The sequence below is a fragment of the Acidimicrobiales bacterium genome, assembly GCA_022452145.1.
GTDB lineage: Bacteria > Actinomycetota > Acidimicrobiia > Acidimicrobiales > MedAcidi-G1 > UBA9410.
This window is the reverse complement of record JAKURY010000009.1, coordinates 68,977-86,936: the sequence shown is the minus strand read 5'-3', so window position 1 is coordinate 86,936 and position 17,960 is coordinate 68,977. Positions and strand designations below refer to the sequence as shown.

Annotated in this window: 16 protein-coding genes; 8 read left to right on the top strand and 8 right to left on the bottom strand. The window is 69.6% G+C overall.

The window, feature by feature from the left end; genetic code table 11:
• The 3 genes from MK177_05025 to MK177_05015 form a co-directional block, all read left to right on the top strand.
• A partial coding sequence (locus tag MK177_05025) for an FAD-dependent oxidoreductase (protein ID MCH2426679.1) occupies window positions 1-2,492 on the top strand: 2,492 nt, incomplete at its 5' end.
• Entirely contained in the window at window positions 2,489-4,069 is a 1,581-nt protein-coding gene (locus MK177_05020; GenBank protein MCH2426678.1) for a trimethylamine methyltransferase family protein, read from the top strand. The genes MK177_05025 and MK177_05020, both read left to right, overlap by 4 nt.
• A gap of 56 nt (window positions 4,070-4,125) precedes the next feature.
• Window positions 4,126-4,806 (top strand): MgtC/SapB family protein, encoded by a 681-nt coding sequence (locus MK177_05015; protein MCH2426677.1) that lies wholly within the window; start codon window positions 4,126-4,128, stop codon window positions 4,804-4,806.
• Between the two features lie 32 nt (window positions 4,807-4,838).
• On the opposite strand, the gene MK177_05010 is transcribed toward MK177_05015, so the two are convergent.
• On the bottom strand, window positions 4,839-5,690 hold the full coding sequence (locus MK177_05010) for an RsiV family protein (protein ID MCH2426676.1): 852 nt from the start codon (window positions 5,688-5,690) through the stop codon (window positions 4,839-4,841).
• 122 nt (window positions 5,691-5,812) lie between these two features.
• Here MK177_05010 and MK177_05005 point away from each other — a divergent pair, with 122 nt between their 5' ends.
• Window positions 5,813-6,265 carry a hypothetical protein gene (locus tag MK177_05005; GenBank protein ID MCH2426675.1) on the top strand — a complete coding sequence of 151 codons (453 nt, stop codon included), beginning with the start codon at window positions 5,813-5,815 and terminating at the stop codon, window positions 6,263-6,265.
• Here MK177_05005 and MK177_05000 read toward each other — a convergent pair.
• Complete coding sequence (locus tag MK177_05000; GenBank protein MCH2426674.1) at window positions 6,262-9,282, bottom strand: UPF0182 family protein; 3,021 nt, start codon at window positions 9,280-9,282, stop codon at window positions 6,262-6,264. The genes MK177_05005 and MK177_05000 overlap by 4 nt on opposite strands.
• Before the next feature lie 115 nt (window positions 9,283-9,397).
• Window positions 9,398-10,396 (bottom strand): PDZ domain-containing protein, encoded by a 999-nt coding sequence (locus MK177_04995; protein ID MCH2426673.1) that lies wholly within the window; start codon window positions 10,394-10,396, stop codon window positions 9,398-9,400.
• Between the two features lie 109 nt (window positions 10,397-10,505).
• On the opposite strand from MK177_04995, the gene MK177_04990 reads away from it, so the two are divergent.
• Together MK177_04990 and MK177_04985 are read left to right on the top strand one after the other, a co-directional pair.
• The gene (locus MK177_04990; protein MCH2426672.1) at window positions 10,506-11,009 is read left to right on the top strand and encodes a hypothetical protein; all 504 of its coding nucleotides are present in this window, start codon (window positions 10,506-10,508) and stop codon (window positions 11,007-11,009) included.
• A 2-nt stretch (window positions 11,010-11,011) separates the two neighbouring features.
• Entirely contained in the window at window positions 11,012-11,845 is an 834-nt protein-coding gene (locus MK177_04985) for a HEAT repeat domain-containing protein (protein ID MCH2426671.1), read from the top strand.
• A 70-nt stretch (window positions 11,846-11,915) separates the two neighbouring features.
• On the opposite strand, the gene MK177_04980 is transcribed toward MK177_04985, so the two are convergent.
• From MK177_04980 to MK177_04965, 4 genes are all read right to left on the bottom strand, one after another.
• On the bottom strand, window positions 11,916-12,920 hold the full coding sequence (locus MK177_04980) for a rod shape-determining protein (protein MCH2426670.1): 1,005 nt from the start codon (window positions 12,918-12,920) through the stop codon (window positions 11,916-11,918).
• A 9-nt stretch (window positions 12,921-12,929) separates the two neighbouring features.
• The gene (locus tag MK177_04975) at window positions 12,930-13,175 is read right to left on the bottom strand and encodes a hypothetical protein (GenBank protein ID MCH2426669.1); all 246 of its coding nucleotides are present in this window, start codon (window positions 13,173-13,175) and stop codon (window positions 12,930-12,932) included.
• The gene (locus tag MK177_04970; GenBank protein MCH2426668.1) at window positions 13,172-13,687 is read right to left on the bottom strand and encodes a molybdenum cofactor biosynthesis protein MoaE; all 516 of its coding nucleotides are present in this window, start codon (window positions 13,685-13,687) and stop codon (window positions 13,172-13,174) included. The genes MK177_04975 and MK177_04970 overlap by 4 nt, the downstream gene beginning before the upstream one ends.
• A gap of 115 nt (window positions 13,688-13,802) precedes the next feature.
• Window positions 13,803-14,837, bottom strand: a complete 1,035-nt coding sequence (locus MK177_04965) for an NAD-dependent epimerase/dehydratase family protein (GenBank protein ID MCH2426667.1) — start codon at window positions 14,835-14,837, stop codon at window positions 13,803-13,805.
• Window positions 14,838-14,916: 79 nt separating this feature from the next.
• On the opposite strand from MK177_04965, the gene MK177_04960 reads away from it, so the two are divergent.
• Window positions 14,917-16,269 carry a zinc-dependent metalloprotease gene (locus MK177_04960; protein ID MCH2426666.1) on the top strand — a complete coding sequence of 451 codons (1,353 nt, stop codon included), beginning with the start codon at window positions 14,917-14,919 and terminating at the stop codon, window positions 16,267-16,269.
• A 48-nt stretch (window positions 16,270-16,317) separates the two neighbouring features.
• Complete coding sequence (locus tag MK177_04955; GenBank protein MCH2426665.1) at window positions 16,318-16,611, top strand: DUF1330 domain-containing protein; 294 nt, start codon at window positions 16,318-16,320, stop codon at window positions 16,609-16,611.
• Window positions 16,612-16,659: 48 nt separating this feature from the next.
• Here MK177_04955 and MK177_04950 read toward each other — a convergent pair whose 3' ends face one another.
• A complete protein-coding gene (locus MK177_04950) occupies window positions 16,660-17,949 on the bottom strand; it encodes an MFS transporter (protein MCH2426664.1) in 1,290 nt (429 codons plus the stop codon).
• Between the last annotated feature and the right edge of the window lie 11 nt (window positions 17,950-17,960).

Below are 17,960 nucleotides of genomic sequence, written 5' to 3'. Positions count from 1 at the left end.
TGCAGGCTACTGAGACAGATGCAGGCCAGCAGGGGGTCGATCCGGTGAAGGAACAGACACAGGTGGTGGTGATCGGCGGCGGCGTCGTCGGTTGCAGCGTGCTGTACCACCTCACCAGTGCCGGCTGGACCGACGTGGTCCTCGTCGAGCGGAAGGAGCTCACGGCGGGCTCCACCTGGCACGCCGCCGGACTCATCCCGCACTTCATCGGCAGCCTCAACATGGCCAAGGTCCACCTCGACGCCACGAACCTCTACAAGACCCTCAAAGCCGAGACCGGCATCTCCCCCGGCTGGCACGGCTGCGGCGCCGTCCGCCTCGCCGTCAACGCAGAACAGGCCGAGTGGTACCGCTACGTCCAGGGCGTCCTCGAGCTCATCGGCATCGAGTCGCACCTCATCGGACCCGACGAGATCCGCGAACTGGCCCCGCTCATCGAGGACACCTCCGACGTCGTCCTCGGGTTCCACACCCTCCACGACGGATGGGCCGCCCCCACCGGCACCACCAACGCCATGGCCGCCGGCGCCCGCCAACTCGGCGCCACCATCGCCCGCCACACCCTCGTCACCGACGTCAACCCCCTGCCCGACGGCCGCTGGGAGGTCGTCACCGACAAGGGCCGGATCGTGACCGACCACGTCGTCAACGCCGCCGGCCACTACGGACCCCAGGTCGGCGCCATGGTCGGACTCGACGTCCCGATCGTCTCGCTGATCCACCAGTACCTCATCACCGAGTCGCTCCCCGCCATGGCCGCCTGCGAACACGAGATGCCCGTCGTCCGCGACCCCCGGTCGTCGTGCTACTACCGCCGCGAGATCGACAGCCTCCTCATCGGCCCCTACGAGACCCGGAACTCCATCACCTACGGACTGGACGGCATCGACTGGAACCTCCACTTCCACCTCACCCCACCCGACCTCGAACAGCTCGCCCCGTGGCTGGAGATCTCGGCCGAACGGTTCCCAATCTTCGCCGAGGCGGGCATCAAGCAGGTGGTCAGCGGCCCCATCACCCACACCCCCGACGGCGGCTACCTCATGGGCCCGGCCCCCGGAGTGCGCAACTACTGGATGTGCGCCGGAGCCTCCATCGGCATCACCCAGGGCCCCGGGGCCGGGAAGTTCCTGGCCCAGTGGATGGTCCACGGCCAGACCGAGATCAACGTCCGCGAGATGGACCCTCGTCGCTTCGGGCCGTGGTCCGACGTCGACTACACCATCGCCAAGTCCGTCGACGAGTACCACGAGATGTACCAGGTGCGGATGCCCGGCGAGTACCGGTCCGCCGGGCGCCCCCTGAAGCGCACCCCCATAGCCGAACGACTCGACGCCCTCGGCGCCCAGTGGCAGGACGTCTGGGGCTGGGAACGCCCCCGCTACTACGGCGAACCCGAGGACTACTCGTGGAGGCGCTCCAACGCCCACGACATCGTCGCCGCCGAGTGCACCGGCGTGCGTGAACGGGTCGGGATCGCCGACCTGACCGCATTCGCCAAGTTCGAGGTGACCGGCACCGACGCCGCCGCCCTGCTGGGCCGCCTCTCAGCCAACCGGCTGCCCACCCGGGACGGTGGCACCCGCCTGGTCCACATGCTCACCGACCTCGGTGGCATCGAATGCGAGATGACGGTCACCCGCCTCGCCGACGACCGCTTCTACCTCAACTCGGCCATCGCCGGCACCACCCACGACCACGACTGGCTCGTCCAGCACGTGCTCCCCGGCGAGGACGTGAGCGTCGCCGACTGCACCGACGGCACCGCCATCCTCGCCGTAACCGGACCCCGGGCCCGCGACGTTCTCACCGCCTGCACCGACGCCGACCTCTCCTGCGACGCCTTCCCGTGGCTCACCGCCCGGGAGATCCACGTGGCCGGCGTGCCCGTCACCGCCATGCGGGTCAGCTACGTCGGCGAGTTGGGCTGGGAACTCCACCACCCCATCGACCGCATGCCCGACCTGTACGACGCCCTCGTGGCTGCAGGCGAGCCCCACGGCATGGTCCACTTCGGCTCGTACGCCATGAACGCCATGCGCATCGAGAAGGCCTACAAGGCCTGGGGCGGCGAGCTCACCACCGAGATCACCCCGATCGAGGCCGGCCTCGACAGGTTCGTCGACCTCGACACGCCCGGCCGCGACTTCATCGGCCGCGACGCCACGCTGGTCCGCCGGGACGCCGCCGGAACCGACCTGACCGGCCTGGACATGGTCCTCGTCTACTGCGAGGTGGACGCCACCGACTCCGACTGTCGCGGCAACGAGCCCACCTACGACCCGGCCGGCGACGGTTCGGGAGCCATGGGAATCACCACCGGCGGGGCCTGGGGCCACACCGTCGGGAAGTCGCTCGCCTTCGCCTACGTCGACCCGGCCTTCCGGGAACCCGGCTCCACCTTCGAGATCGCCCTGTTCGGCGGGCGGCACACCGCCACCGTGCTGGCCGAGGCTGCCCACGATCCATCCAACGAGAGGCTCAGGGCATGAGTGGGACCACCACACCGAAGCGGGGCGGACGGGCCGGCGGGCGGGCGGCCCGGGTGGCGGCGCGGGCCGCCGGTCCCACCGAGGACGAGAAGGCCGTCCACCCCGGACAGGCCGGCGGCGCCTACAAGCCGCTGACCGACGCCGAGTGCCGAGCCGTCTACGACACCGCCCTAACCCTCCTCGAGGAGTTCGGGATGGGCACACCAATCCCCGAGTTCATCGAGGTCGTAGTGCCGGCCGGAGGTTGGGTGGACGAGCACGAACGCCTCCACTTCCCCCGCTCGCTCGTCGAGGACGCCATCGCCATGGCCGCCAAGTCGTTCACATGGCACGGGTTCGACGACGACCGGTCCATCCAGGTGGGTGGCGACCGGGTCCACTTCGGCACCGCCGGCGCCGCCGTCTCGGTGTGGGATCACGAGACCCGGAAGCACCGACCGTCGGACCTCCAGGACGTCTACGACGTGGCCCGCCTCGTCGACACGCTCGAGCACGTCCACTTCCACGTCCGAACCCTGGTGGCGCGCGACATGGTCGAGTCGCGGGACCTCGACGTGAACACCGCCTACGCCGTGGCCATGGGTACCTCCAAGCCGATGGGAACGTCGTTCTTCCAGCCCGAACACGTGGTCGAGGTCGTCGACATGTTCGACCACATGCTGGGCGGCCGATCCGGCTCCTTCGCCGAGCGGCCGTTCTGCGTAGCCAACAACACGTTCGTCGTCCCACCCCTGCGCTACGCCGAGGACGCCGTGCGCTCCATGGTCGCCCAGGTGCGCACCGGCATGCCCATCAACCTGCTCTCGGCAGGACAGGCCGGTGCCACGTCACCCGCCGCCCTGGCCGGCTCCCTGGCCCAGGCGCTCGCCGAGTGCCTCTCCGCCCTGACCTGCGTCAACCTGCTGAACCCGGGCCACCCGTGCGTCATGGGGCTGTGGCCGTTCGTGTCCGACCTGCGGACCGGCGCCATGACCGGCGGGTCGGGCGAAGAGGCAGTCCTGAACGCCGCGGCGGCCCAGGTGGCCAACTGGCTGGACCTGCCGTCCGGCGTCGCCGCCGGGATGGCCGACTCCAAGGTCCCGGACAACCAGGCCGGCCACGAGAAGGGCCTCACCGTGGCCCTGGCCGGGCACGCCGGCGCCAACCTCGTCTACGAGTCGGCCGGGATGCTGGCCAGCCTGCTGGCCTGTTCCTACGAGGCCCTCGTGATCGACAACGACATGCTGGGCGCCGTCAACCGGACCGTCCGGGGCATCGAGATCACCCCCGACAAGCTCTCCATCGAGACGATCAAGTCGGTCATCTTCGGGGCCGGCCACTTCCTGGGCCAGGACCAGACCCTGTCGCTCATGCAGTCCGAGTACATCTACCCGCAGGTCGGCGACCGGCTCAGCCCCGCCGACTGGTTCGACGCCGGGGCCACGAGCGTCGACGAGCGGGCCAGGGTCATAGCCTCGGGGGTGCTCTCCAGCCACTTCCCGGCACACGTGTCGCCCGAGGTCGACGCTCGGGTCCGCGAACGGTTCGACATCCGGCTCCCCGCCGAAGAGCTCACCCGCTCCAGCCGCTGGGGCTGAGGCCGACCGGGCAACCCTCTCCAGTCCACCGCACCCGTTGTGGCAGGCTCGACGTCGTGGACGCACCCAGCTCACTCGAACTGATCGGGCGCCTCGGCCTGGCGCTCGCCCTCGGCGCCGTTCTCGGCCTGGAGCGCGAGACCCGCCACAAGACGGCAGGTCTACGCACCCACTCGCTGGTGGCCCTTGGCGCCGCCCTGTTCACCATCGCCGGCGCCTATGCGGTCATCGGTCCCCAGAACGATCCATCCCGGGTCGCAGCCCAGGTGGTCACCGGCATCGGCTTCATCGGGGCCGGTGCCATGATCCGGAGTGGCTTCACCGTCACCGGCATCACCACGGCGGCCACCCTCTGGATGGCAGCCGCATTCGGCATAGCCGCCGCCATGGGCCTCTACACCGTCTCCGTCGTGGCCGGCGCCATGGCGCTCGTTGTCGTCGTCACCTTCGGCCCACTCAAGCCGTACGTCCTGTTCCGACGCTCCCGACGACGGTTCGAGGTCCGGTACCGACCCGGCCACGGCACGCTCGACGCCCTGTTCATCGGCCTCGAATCCGGCGGCGGTCGCATCATGGGCGTCCTCACCACCGAGTCCGACGATCCGTCCCAGGACCTCCGCCAGACCACGATCGACGTCCGCGGGCTGGCGGACGTCGAGTTGGCGAAGGCCCTTGCCACCATCGCTGACCGGGACGAGGTCATCGAGATCGACCACGCCCCCAGCAACGGCACCTGATCGGGCGCGTGCCCGCCTACGGCACGAGCCGGCTACGGCAGCAGATGCCCCACCGGGCCGCCGGGATCAACCAGCCCGACCAGCGACGACCACGGGATCGTCGCCTCCGGTGCCCCCAACGCGCCCGGGCCGACCTGATACTGCTCGAAGCGCAGCACCAGGTGCTCCGTCGTGACCCCGAAGAGGCGGAAGTTCCCCGACTCCGCCCCCAACCCGTACCGATCGCCGGCGCCCTCGTCCCAGACCGCTCCCGCTCCCAGCCGCGCCTGCAGGTCCTGCCTGGCCAGGAAGGCGACCGTCTCGGGCCACGGGCTCCCGGCCAAGAACAGGTCGCCGATCGCCACAGGCTCGCTCGTCTCCAGGTCCAGCAGTACCGACCGGACCACCGCCGACGGGCGGGCGGCACCACCTGGGATGACCTCGAAGTCGTACACCACGCTCAGCAGCCGGTCGTCCAGCAGGTGCACTACCGGCCGACCGGTCAGGAGACCCGCCACAGCGGGAGCCTCCTCGTCCACGACCAGGTCGTCGGCGAACCTGGCGATCTCGGCCAGCACCGGCTTCCTGAGGGCCACGTTGAGCGGATCGTCCTCCCATACGCCGCCCAACTGCAGGGTGGAGACCTCGTAGGAACCGAGGGAACCGAGCGTCCCGACCGTTCCCGAAGTCGTCTCGAGGACCACCGCGCCGACGGTGTTCTGACCCTGGACACGGGCACGATCCGCCGAGACCGAATGCGTCGGCACTGCTTCGCCGACCAGCACGCTCGGCTCGGGGGTGAACCCGATGCCGTTGGCGACCATCTCCCGGCCGTCGTGCCCTGAGCACGACGGACCGACCACGACGACGACCAGCAGAAGCACGGAGATCCGGAACCTGGTCACGGTCGGCAGGGTAGTGACATGGCATGACGCGACATGGCGCAGCCTGGCATCGGGTCCGGGCCAGAGCGTGCCTGACCTAGGCGTGCCCCGGACCCACCACCGGCCATGGGTACAGTCGCCCCATGGCCTTCCGCCGCTCCCACAGGACGAGTGCCCACGCTGACCTGTCCGCCCCGGACCAGACCCTCCTCGACCTGGTCAACGGGCTACGGGACCTCACCGAACGGGTCTCGACCATGGAACGACAGTTCGACGTGCTCGGTAACCCCGCGGCCGGAACCACCGGTCACGACGACGACGGGATCATGGACCTCCGACTCCAGATTGCCCGGCTGTCAGCTGAGCTCTCCCGCGTCGCCGTGGAGATCAACGCCCGCATCGCCGAGGTAGCCGGATCGGCCGGCGTGGCGCTGAGCGATGACTCCGTCGCCCCCGTACCCACCCCGGACCTGGCAGCCGACGAATCGTTCGTCGACCTCACCGCCGACTCGCCGGCCCGGGCCCGCACCGGCACACCTCCGGCAGATGAGGCCGGATCCAGCCGGCGCACCAGCGGCTGGCAACCAGCCGGCTAGTCGACGGACACCTCCAGGGCGTCCAGCAGGGCGTCCAGCAGATCCTGCATCCGTGCCTGGATGAGCCCGAACTCCCGCCAATCGGCAGGATCCTCGGAGAGAGCGACAGCGGTAGCCCGCTGTAGGCGCGAGAGCTCGGCCACGATCGACTCCACGTCCTCGGGGACCTCGCCGTCAGGCAAGGAATCCCCGGCTTCGACGTCCGAACCGCCCGCATCTTCCACACCGCCGGTTCCCGACGCGGTTCCGTCTCCCGGATCCGTCGAGGCCGGCTCCGAGCCCACGGCCCCACCGTCGATGCCGGAGAAGAGGGTTCCCAGACGCGACATGGTGAGCTCTTCTAGGGCCTCCTGCAGCGAGCTGGCCATGATGACCTTCTCGCCCGCCGCCACGATCACCCTCTCCAGCTCGGGCACCGTGTTGTCGCCCTCGGCCTGCACGTACAGCGGGCGCACGTAGAGGATCGAGTTCTCGATCGGCACGAGCAGCAGCTCGCCGAACAGCACGTTCGACCCGCGCTGGCTGAGCAGGGTCTGGAGGCTCGCCACCGCCTCGTCGTTTCGGATCCGTTCCTCGGCCAGTGCCGGACCGTCGAAGTTCGACGAGGGCGGGCGGTAGACCACCAGCTCGCCGTAGTGGTCGCCATCGCTCCGGCCCACTATGAACGCGGCCAGTTCCTTGCGAGCGTCATCCTCGTCCAGCGGCACGAAGGCCCGCATGATCACGAACTCGGCATCGTCGCCGTCGGGCAGGGCGACCATGGTCCTGTACGGCGCCATGCGCCTGCGCGCCGTGCCGATCCTGAAGCCCTGATCGTCGACCAGCGCCAGGCTCGCCGCACCCTCGCCGGTCCGGCCGGGATCCTGGGAGACCGCCCACTCCGAGGCCCGCTGGTAGAAGTTCTCGGTGTCCTCGACGTGGTAGCGACCCCACATCTCGGTCTGGACCCGGAACAGGTCCTCGGCGTACCTCAGGTGCTCGACCAGAGACGGCGGCATCTCCGACGCCGGGGTGAACAGGCCGTCGAAGGCCGCTCCGTACGCAGCCACCAGCGGATCGTCTACGTCCACCACGTACAGCACGACCTCACCGGTGAATGCGTCCACTGTCGCCTTCACCGAGTTCCGCACGTAGTTGAACCGGTGGCGGAGGCCGCTGGACCGCGACAGGTCCACGGTGGAGGCGAACTGGGCATACGGATACCGGTCGGTGGTCGTGTACCCGTCCACCACGTAGACGATCCGGCCATCGATCAGCACCGGATACGGATCGGCGTCGAAGTGCAGGAAGGGAGCCAGCTTCTCCACTCGCTGTCGCACGTCGCGCACGTAGAAGACGCGTGAATCCCCGGTCACGAAGTTGGAGATCAGCGGCTCCAACTGGCCGAACCGCAGGGCGAACGCCGCCCTCCGGGTCATCGATCCCATGCCGACACCACCCTCGCCGCCGATGTCCGCATACCGGACGGTCTGGGTCTCCTGGTTCTCGTCGGTGAAGTCCACCTCGGAGCGGCTGGCACCGACCACCGCATAGCCACCGAGGCCCTCGCCCACGTAGAGCTGCGGCCGGTCCAGGGTCACCTCGACCGACGGATCGATGACCACCGGGAGGTCCCCGACCAGGAAGTCCGGGTCGCCCGAACCCTTCACCCGGCTGACCGGCGCCATGGCCACGCCGTAGCCGTGGGTGAAGGCCACATGCTGATTCTCCCACGATCGTGTCTCGTTGAGGTCCAACTCACGGGTGCCCAACAGCACCTGGGTGGTCTCGCCGTCGATGGTGTACCGGTCGGTGTCCATCTCGGCGGCGAAGGAGTAGTACTCGCGCTCGCCCTGCAGGCGGTCGAAGGTGCCCTGGACGACCAGCGGGTCGAGGATGCGGATGTTGCGAACCGTCCCCCCGTTGGCCCGCAGGTCGGCCGCGGTGATCTCGTTGTCGAAGTCGGCGAGCTGCACCGCGGTGATCCCGTCGAGTCCGAACGCCAGCCGGGTGGACGTGATGTTGCGGGCTATGTAGGGCTGTTCCTTCTCGGACTCCGCCGGCTCCACCCGCAGGTTCTGGATGACAGCCGGATAGATGTTGCCCATGATCAGAGCCACAAACGCCCACAGCCCGACGGCCAGCGTGGGCAGCACCCAGCCCCGCCGTCTGATGTTCACCAGCAGCAGCGCCACTGCGAAGAGGGAGATGAGGATCAGCAGGTTCGTGGCCGGCAACTGCGCCTTGATGTCGGTGTAGGTGGCTCCCACCACGGCGCCGCGATCCGAGGTGGTCAACTCGAAACGGGCCAGCCAGTAGTCACCGGCCCGCACCAGGGCGATGAGGCCCAGCAGCACCGACAGGTGGGCCTTGACCTGTGGCTGGACGCGCTCGCCGATCGTCTGGAGCCGGATGCCACCGTTGATGTAGTGGAAGATCGTGGTGAGGACGAGGGTGATGATCAGCGTGGCGAACAACCAGCCGACCACGAAACTCATGAACGGTAGGCGGAAGACGTAGAAGCCGAGATCGCGATCGAACTGGGCATCGAGGATGCCGAAATCCACGGCATTGGTGAACAGCAGCCACTCCTGCCAGCGCCCCGACACGCTGAGCCCCGAGATCAGCGCGAATAGGCCGGAAAGCACCAGTCGGACCAGCAGCCTCCGATGGCCCACCATCATGTGGTAGCCGCGCAGCAGGTCCTCCTCCGGCCCCGGCGGTCGGATGCGCGGCGCCAGGCGATCGGCCATCGTGAGGTTGCCGAACAGGATCCCGAAGAAGAGCGCTGTGAACAACACCACCAGGACGACCTGGGCGCCGAACACCGAGACGAACACGTCCTCGTGGCCGAGGGCGTCGAACCACAGGTAGTCGGTCCAGAAGCCCGCTATGCCCCGCAACGACAACAGCAGGACGAAGAACGCCGACACGACGCCACCGACCAGCAAGCGGAACTTCGTGGAACTCTGGGAGCGGCGCCGCCGGGGACCGCGGAAGGGACGCCGACCGGGTGGCGGGGCATCTTCGGGGCGCATGTAGAGAGCCTATGGGGCGGGCTCCGACCACCGGGCAGTGGCCTGACGGGAATCCTGCCGGAGCCTCACGGGAGCCGGGACGAGTAGCGGGGCTGCGTCTCGACCCCGGGGCGGCTCAGGTCGCGGGAAGCGTCAGGTCGCGGGTCTCGCCGCCGTGACGGGCCAGGGCCGCCAGGGCATCGTCGAGGGTCGCCACGCCCTCCACGGTGAGGCCACCGGAGTGCTCCCGGGCATCACCCAGCTCGCGCACCGGCACCAGGAACAGGTCGATACCGCCACGCTCAGCCGCCACGACCTTCTGGATGATCCCCCCGATCGAACCAACGTTGCCATCCATGTCGATGGTGCCGGTCGTCGCCACCCTCAGGCCACCGGTGAGCTCCCCCGGGGTCACAAGGTCGAGGATGGAGAGGGTCAGGGCCAGGCCGGCCGAGTTGCCTCCAACGCCCCCGGTGTTCACCAGCACGTCGACGGGCAGGTCCTCCACGTCCTCCCACCGCGTCTGGGGCACGACCCCGAGGAGGCCGACCGCCGGGTCATCCTCCCGAGCACCAAGGGTGACCTCGACGACCCGGGACCTCCCGCCGCGTACCGGCTCCACCTCGAGGCTCACCACGTCACCGGGGGTCCGGCCACCGATGGCTCGCACGAGGTCCATCGCCTCGCGTATGGGCATGCCGTCCACCGAGAGGATCACGTCATCGGTGGTCAGCAGTCCGGTGGACGGACCGCCGACCTGGGCCATGCCCACACCGGTCGCCACGATCGGTTCGATGCCGAGGTGGCGGAGGGCGACCGCTACCGCCGTCGACTTGGACACCCGCATCAGCCTCATGTTGAAGACCCGATTCTCGTCGCGGCTCCGGCCGCCCAGCACCTTGTCTTCCTCGATGAGGGTGAGGGACCCCTTCAACTTCGCCTCCAGGTACTCCCACCCGTTGACCGTGGAGTCCTGGCGGACCGTCGTGAAGTACACCTCGCCGACCGGGTCGAACCGCTCACCGCGGGTGATGACCACCCTGTCGCTCAGCGCCTGGACAGAGCCCGGTCGGAACACGAAGTAGGGCAGCCTGAGGAAGGTGAGGAGCAGCGCCGCTACCACGATGAGGAGCACGATTGCCCCGGTCAACCTGCGGGCGACGGAGCCGTAGGTCGGTCCGGAGCGTCCCCATCGGCGGGTAACGCGCCCGGCAACGCCCTCGACCGCGGGTAGTTTTCCCGTCGTGGAGATGCTGTCGGCGATTCCCGTCGGATCGGTACCGATGCCGCTGCTGGTGTCCTGGTCGTTGATGGTGCTTGTCCTGGGCGCCGTCGGCTACGGGCGATCTCGCCGGTTCCCACCGGGGGCCATCCAGCCTGCCACGGTCCCGGCCGCGTCCGGCACCAGCACCCGCGCCGACACCTGGAGAATCGCTCCGATCCTGGTGGACCAGCCAGCCGGGTTCCGGCGCATGGTCCACCAGGCTCGGAGCTCACTCCTCCCACCGACTGGAGACCTCGAGTACGCGATAGACCGGCCATGGAGCCCGGCCGCCCGCCTGGGCATCTGGTTCCAGCCACCGCGGCGGGTGCCCACCGGCCGACAGGCCCACATCCGCTGGTGGCACCGGGTCCGATCCGTGGTGCTGCTCGCCCTGTTCGTGGTGATGGGCGGCGTGGCCACCGCCACGGCAATCGGCATCACGGTGTTCCTCTCGGGTTTCCTCGTCGAACAGGCCATCGGCTGACGGTGGCCGAGCCCGACCACCCTGAGATCGCCGATGCACCGACCGGTGCCGCCAGGCCGGTTGGCCGTCACGTCCACCCCGATCCAGCACCCGACGTCGAGGTGGCGGCACGCCGTCGAAGGGCGATCCTCGTCGGCCACAACGGCGACGCCGGGGCGGCACGTGACCTCCTGACCGACCCGGCGGCACCCGTCAGGGCAGCTGCCCTCGGCGCCCTGGACCGGATCGCCCGTACCAACAGGGCCGACGGGCCGACGACCGACGAGTTGGCGGCGAGCCTGGCCGACCCGGCACCGGCCGTCCGACAGCGGGCACTGGAGGTCCTGGCCGGCCCGGGACGGCTCAGCGACCCGAACCAGCCAGGTGGAAGCAGGCGTGACCACGACGACCGCGCCACCCGACTCCTCGGGCCGCTTCTGGCCTGCCTGGGCGATACGGACCACTCCGTCCTGGAGGTGGCCTGCTGGGCGGCCGGCGAGCTCCCGGAGATCGCCGAGGCGACCGTCGACGCCCTCGTGGAGGTCGCCGGACCGGCTCGGGGACAAGGGGCTCACGAGGATGCGCTGTGCAGAGAGGCCGCCGTTGCAGCACTCGGAGCACTCGGACACGAAAGGGGCCGGGCAGCGGTCCTAGGCGGCCTCGAGGATCGGCCTGCCATCCGCCGTCGAGCCGTCCTGGCCCTGGCCGCGTTCGAGGGCGACGACGTGGAGGCTGCCCTGAAGCGGGCCCTGAGCGACCGCGACTGGCAGGTCCAGCAGGCCGCAGAGGACCTGCTCGGCGTGAGCCGGGCCTTCGACGGACACGTCACGCCAGGCCCGTACTCCACCACCAGCTGAGCCGGGGTCACGGCACGCGCATCAGGCCGGAGCGGCCCGACACGCCCAACACGCCGGCAGGCCGGCAGTGCTACTGGCGACCCTCCATGAACATGGCCCGCATCGCCTCGAACGACTCGATGCACTGGCCTGCACCCTTAACCACGCATTCCATGGGCGTGTCCACGTAGACCACCGGGACCCCCGTCTCCTCTGCCAGTCTGGCGTCGAGGCCCCGAAGCAGGCTCCCACCTCCCACCAGACAGATCCCCTGCGCCAACAGGTCCTGGGCGAGTTCGGGCGGAGCCTGGGCGAGGCAGGTCACCACCGACTCCACCATCGTGGCCACCGGCTCCTCTATTGCCTGGCGGATCTCGACAGGCGACAGGATCACCGTCTTGGGCAGACCGCTCATGAGCTCCCGGCCCTTCACCTCGGCCCGGACTTCGTCGGGCGTCGGTGCCGCAGAGCCGATGTGGCACTTGATCTCTTCGGCGGTGCGCTCGCCGATCGACAGCCCGTACTCACGACGCACGTAGGCCTGGATTGCCGCATCGATATCGAACGATCCGACCCTTACCGCCTCCAGGGCCACCACCCCGCCCAGCGACAGCAGGGCGGACTCGGAGGTCCCGCCCCCGACGTCCACAACCATGCTCCCGACCGGCTCGCTGATCGGAAGGTTCGCCCCGATCGCCGCAGCAATCGGCTGCTCGATGAGCTGCACATCGGCGGCGCCCGACCTGCGGGCTGACTCGCTGACCGCCCGTCGTTCCACCGCCGTGATCGCCGACGGCACGCAGATGAGCACCTTGGGCCGGTTGAACCGGCTCACCCCCACCCGCTGCATCAAGAGGCGCACCATGCGCTGGGTCACGTCGAAGTCGGTGATGGCACCATGGCGCAACGGTCGCTTGGCGACCACATGCGTCGGGGTGCGCCCGATCATCTGCCAGGCCTCCTCACCAAGCGCCAGGACCTCGCCGGAGCGCTCGTTGATGGCAATCACCGACGGCTCGGCCAGTACCACGCCCTCGCCGCGCGCATAGACCAGCGTGTTGGCCGTCCCCAGGTCGATCGCCAGGTCGCGGGCCATCCGTTGCTCCTAGCCGTCCCGCCGGTCGTTACCGGATCGGGACTCGTGGCCCTCCTGACCCAGGATCCGCACATCACCTTCACCGTGGGCCGGGTTGGGACGACTCCTGGACTCGGTACGCAGGGTGCGCAACGTGAGTCGCAGGTGGTTCGGGTCGTCGACACGGTTCTTCGGTCGGCTGAAGAACCACACGACCACCGAGAGCACGACGGCAAGCGCCGCGCCGCCCAACAGGAACAGCACCGCCGGGTTCACCGACGGGCCTCCGACGTGCCGGCCTGCCCGTCCACGTCGGCCACGTGCTGTGCGTCCAGGCCCCAACTCTCGCCACCCTCCCACTTCTCCCGCTTCCAGATCGGAACGGTCGACTTGAGGCTGTCGATGCACCACCGTCCGGCGTCGAACGCCACGTCCCGGTGGGGCGACGATACGGCCACGACCACCGCCGCCTCGCCGATCGCCAACGGGCCCACACGGTGGACCATCGCCACCCTCCCAAGCGCCGGCCAGCGGCGACGGGCCTCGGTGGTGATCCTGGACAGACGCGGGACCACCTGGGACTCGTACGCCTCGTACTCCAGGCCTGTGACCCCTACCCGCCCATCGGCATGGTCCCTGGCGTTGCCGCTGAAGACCACCACCGCTCCACAGTCCGGGCGCCCGACCCAGCGGGTGATCTCATCAACCGGGAGGGGTTCGGCGCTCAGGCCCAGCCAGGTATCCGGATCCGTCGATTCCGCCGTCGGACCGCCCGCGGCGGACGACATGCGTTCCGACACATCGGATTCCGAATCAGAAGACGTTCCAGCGAGCATCGGGCGCAATCGTATGGGGCCGGACCGGTCGCCGGTGGCGCGGCCTAGCCGACACGACCGGTTGATCTCAACGGCGGCGCGGGCGGCGCACCAGCCACACGACAAACCCCAGCAGGGACACCACCAGCAGCCCCGCGGCGGCGAGCGACAACTGCTGCCTGGCCCGGACATCCAGGCGGTCCAGCACGCCCGGCTCGTGGCCCGCCACGTAGGCCTCCTCATTGGAATGCGATGGCCTCCAGCCCAGCTCGCACAACCGGTCGTTGGACACCACCCACGGGTGCACCGTGTACGGGAACACCCCCGGTGGCGCCGGCGACAGGCCGACCCGGAAGAGCACCCGACCCACCAGTGCAGCCAGGTTGCCCGGCAGGCGGAGTCGTGGCCCCGGCCCACCCAACTCGGCCATCACGTCCACGCCTATCCAGCCATCAGGAGCCACGTTGAGTGGGCCGTGATATCGGGCGGCCACCGCGCACACGGCGGCGTCCGCCAGGTCGTCCGAGTGCAGGAACTGCCCGAGCGGCTCCCCCTCGTGGCTTCGTATGGATGTCGCCGCACCGACCACGCTGGCCAACCCACCCGGTCGCTCCTCGGCCACGGTCACCGCCGGGCGCAGCACGGTCAGCGCCCGCGCAGGGTCGCCGGCGGCCCATGAGGCGGCCATCTCCTCCAATCGTGCCCGATGGACGGCGAACAGGAAGTCCGGACACGGGCGGACCGGCGCATCCTCGGTCAGCGGCACCGGATTGTCGGGCCACGCCCCGTAGACCATGGCCGAGGACCGCACGACCAGGTGGCCGACCCCCACGTCGCCAGCTGCGGCCAACAGCCTCTCCACCACCGCCAGTCGGTCGTGGCCGGTGTTCTCGCCCACGTCCCCTGCCGTCACGCCGGACGCCAGGTGGACCACCGTGTCGGCGTCGGCAAGGAGGTCCCGCAGGTCGGCCACAGCCAGGTCCACCACCCTGATCTCGACCCCCGGAGCGGGTGGAACGCTGGAGCGCCGATCCAGGCCCACCACCTCATGGCCATCGGCAGCCAGCCGGGCGCAGACCCGTCGCCCGACGGCACCGGTGGACCCGGTGACGACGACCCTCATGCCAGGCACCCCATGCAAGGCCCGCCGGAACGTGTCGGGCGCAGGAAGGCGGGGCTGGTCACCGTCATAGAGTGCCCTCGTGAGCAACGAGGATCCACCAGAGTCACCCGGCGACGGTCCCGGAGATCCGGAGGACCTTGACTTCACGGAGGGTCCGGGGGCATCCGACGATCCGCAGGACCCGTTCGCCGGGCTGTTCGGGGCCCTCGGCGAGATGTTCGGCAGCGGTATTCCCGGCACGGGCGGCCTCCCCGGACTCCCCGGCGGCTTTCCGACCGGTGGCGGGACCGGCGGCTCGGATCCGGCCCGCCAGATCGCCATGGCCGTCGCCTCCGAGGGCGGTAGCGAACCCAACGTCGACCCGGTGGTCCGCATCGGTTACGAGTCGCTGCTCCGGGTCGCTGAGCTCCAGATCGCCGACCGAACCGGGCTGCAGGTGGCTCACGCAGCGGCCCTGCACCTCCGGCCCGTGACCCGGACGGCATGGGCCTCCGCATCGGTCGACGCCTATCGCCCATACCTGACCAGGATGTCCCATATTCCGGGCGACTCCGGCGACCCGGGTGGCCCGTCGGACATGGGCTCCGGTCCCCACCTCGACCCGTCGGGCCAGGACGCCGACCCTTCGACTGCCTGGCTCTCGGGCCTCCTGGCCGCGATGGCGCCGATGATGGCCGGCATCACGACAGGCACGATGGTCGGTCGGCTCGCCCTTCGCAGCCTTGGCACCTATGACCTGCCCATCCCACGGGACGGCGACGAGCTGCTCATCGTCGTTCCCAACGTCGAGGCATTCGCCACCGACTGGAGCCTGCCGGCCGAAGACCTCAGGCTGTGGATCTGCCTCCACGAGGTCGCCCACCACGCGGTGCTCGGCGTCCCCCACCTCCGGACCGTGCTCACCGACCTCCTCACCCGGCACGCCGGGGCATTTCGCAACGACCCGTCAGCCCTCCGGGACCGGCTGGGCGACATCGACCTGACCGGTGGTCCGGAGGCCCTGGTCCGCCTCCAGGAGTCGCTCGACCCGGAGATGGTGCTGGGGGCCGTCCGCTCGCCGGAGCAGGAAGCACTTCTTCCTCGGCTGGAGGCCCTGGTCGCCGTGGTGATCGGCTACGTCGACCACGTGATGGACAACATAGGCAGCACCCTGATCGGGTCGTACCGACAGGTGACCGAGGCCGTCCGTCGGCGTCGGGTGGGCACCGGCGAGGCCGACCGGTTCGTGGAGCGGATCCTGGGCCTCGACCTCACCCAGGAACAGGTGGATCGTGGTGCGGCTTTCGTCGACGGTGTGGTCGAGCGGAGCGGTGGCGAGGGGCTGGACCGCCTCTGGGCCGATGAGCGGAACCTGCCGACGCCGGCCGAGGTCGACGCACCGGGTCTGTGGCTGGCCCGCATCGACCTGCCCGATGTGCCCGACGTGCCGTGACAGGCCTACGGGTTTAGGCCGCATGCCTTGGACCGGAGGGAGGATCCCATGAGCGCGTGGGTGATCGTCGACACGAGGATCTCCGACCCGGAGGCCTACGAGGAGTACAAGGCCCTCGCCGGCCCGATGGTCGAGCGGTACGGGGGCACCTACCGGGCCCGGGGCGGAGAACTCGACGTCATCGAGGACGACCTCTGGTCGCCCACCCGCATCGTGGTCGTGGAGTTCCCAGACATCGAGGCGGCCCGCCGGTTCGTGAACTCCGAGGAGTACGCACCGGTCGCCGCGCTGCGCCACGCCAACGCCGACTGCACCGTAGTCATCGTCGAGGGCACCGACTGAACCCGTCAGGTCCCCGGATCGGGAACCGGACTACGTGCCACGCCCGGGTCAGTCCCGGCGCCAGAAACCAAGTTGTCCATCGGGACGATCCGGCTCATCGGGGGTGACCACGGGCTGCTGCGGCCGGGACCCGAACCGGAACCACGCCAGGGCCATGGCCATCGCCACCCCCACGATGAGGTAGCCGTGTTCCACCGGCAACGGAAGGAAGACGGCCAGGAAGGCCCCGACCGCCCAGGCCATTTGGAACCGCCCCTCGAATTTGGCGAACGACCTACCGTGGTTCGCCCCGGGAGCGTCCCGCTGGACCAGCGAATCGAAGGCCAACTTGGCCGTCCCACTGCACAGGGCGACCATCCCCCCTATCACCACGGCGCCCCGGATGCCCCCGAGCCATGTGGCTAGCGCCGCGCCGCTCACCCCGACGAACAGGACCCCGCGGATGAGCCGCTCCTCCGAGAATCGGAGACGAAGCCTCGGCGCCAGGGTGGCGCTCAGGAACGCCCCGACGCCAACCGAGAGGAGCACCAGGCCGAAGTGCCAGACCGGTGCGGCCGGACTCCCCAGGACGTCCTGACCCCGCACGATGCCGGTGGAGGCACCGGCGGCGCGGCCCGCTCCATCGATCGGAACGCCCTCCTCGCCGCCCCTGAACTCGAACGCCAGGAGGAACGACGTGAACCCGACCACCGACCGGAGCACGCCGATGGCCGCCGACGCGGCCCTGATGCCCTTCTGGCGGAGTGCGGCGATCTCGCTTGCGGTGGCCCGGGCTGCCGCCACAAGCACCGTCGGCACCCTCCATGCCAGGCCGAGCGTGAGCGCATAGCCGACCATCGCGACCCTCGTCGGAGCAGCCGGTCCCACCAGCAGGGCGATTCCACCCAGTCCGGCACCGAGCATGCTCCCAACTGCGCTCAGCATCGCCAGCTTGGCATTCGCCTCGACCAACTCCAGCTCGTTGCGGACCAGCGACGGCACCACGGCACTCTTGGCGACCGAGTAGCCCTTCTGCAGCACCAGCAGGCCGAAGGCCAGCGGAAAGAGCAGCAGGCCGTCCAGGTAGGCGGCCATCTGCCATGCGATGAGCCCACGTCCGACGACCGTTATGAGGATCATTCCCCGGCGCCCGCCCCTGACGCTGTCCACCAGCGGTCCGATCAACGGGGTGACCACGGCAAACGGGGCGATGGTCAGGACCAGGTAGACGGCGACACGCCACCGGGCTGCATCCGGATCGATGGAGAAGAAGATCGAGCTGGCCAGAGCCACCGCGATCATGGCGTCCGACATGGCCCCGATCGCATGCATCCGGGCGAATCGCGTGAAGGGGCTCACGGGGCCCCTGT

Excerpts from the sequence above, each read along its gene's own strand:
- MK177_04980 (MCH2426670.1), bottom strand. The coding sequence starts at position 12,920 with ATGGCCCGCGACCTGGCGATCGACCTGGGGACGGCCAACACGCTGGTC.
- MK177_05005 (MCH2426675.1), top strand. The coding sequence starts at position 5,813 with ATGGCCTTCCGCCGCTCCCACAGGACGAGTGCCCACGCTGACCTGTCC.
- MK177_04955 (MCH2426665.1), top strand. The coding sequence starts at position 16,318 with ATGAGCGCGTGGGTGATCGTCGACACGAGGATCTCCGACCCGGAGGCC.
- MK177_05020 (MCH2426678.1), top strand. The coding sequence starts at position 2,489 with ATGAGTGGGACCACCACACCGAAGCGGGGCGGACGGGCCGGCGGGCGG.
- MK177_04970 (MCH2426668.1), bottom strand. The coding sequence starts at position 13,687 with ATGTCGTCCGCCGCGGGCGGTCCGACGGCGGAATCGACGGATCCGGAT.
- MK177_05000 (MCH2426674.1), bottom strand. The coding sequence starts at position 9,282 with ATGCGCCCCGAAGATGCCCCGCCACCCGGTCGGCGTCCCTTCCGCGGT.
- MK177_04965 (MCH2426667.1), bottom strand. The coding sequence starts at position 14,837 with ATGAGGGTCGTCGTCACCGGGTCCACCGGTGCCGTCGGGCGACGGGTC.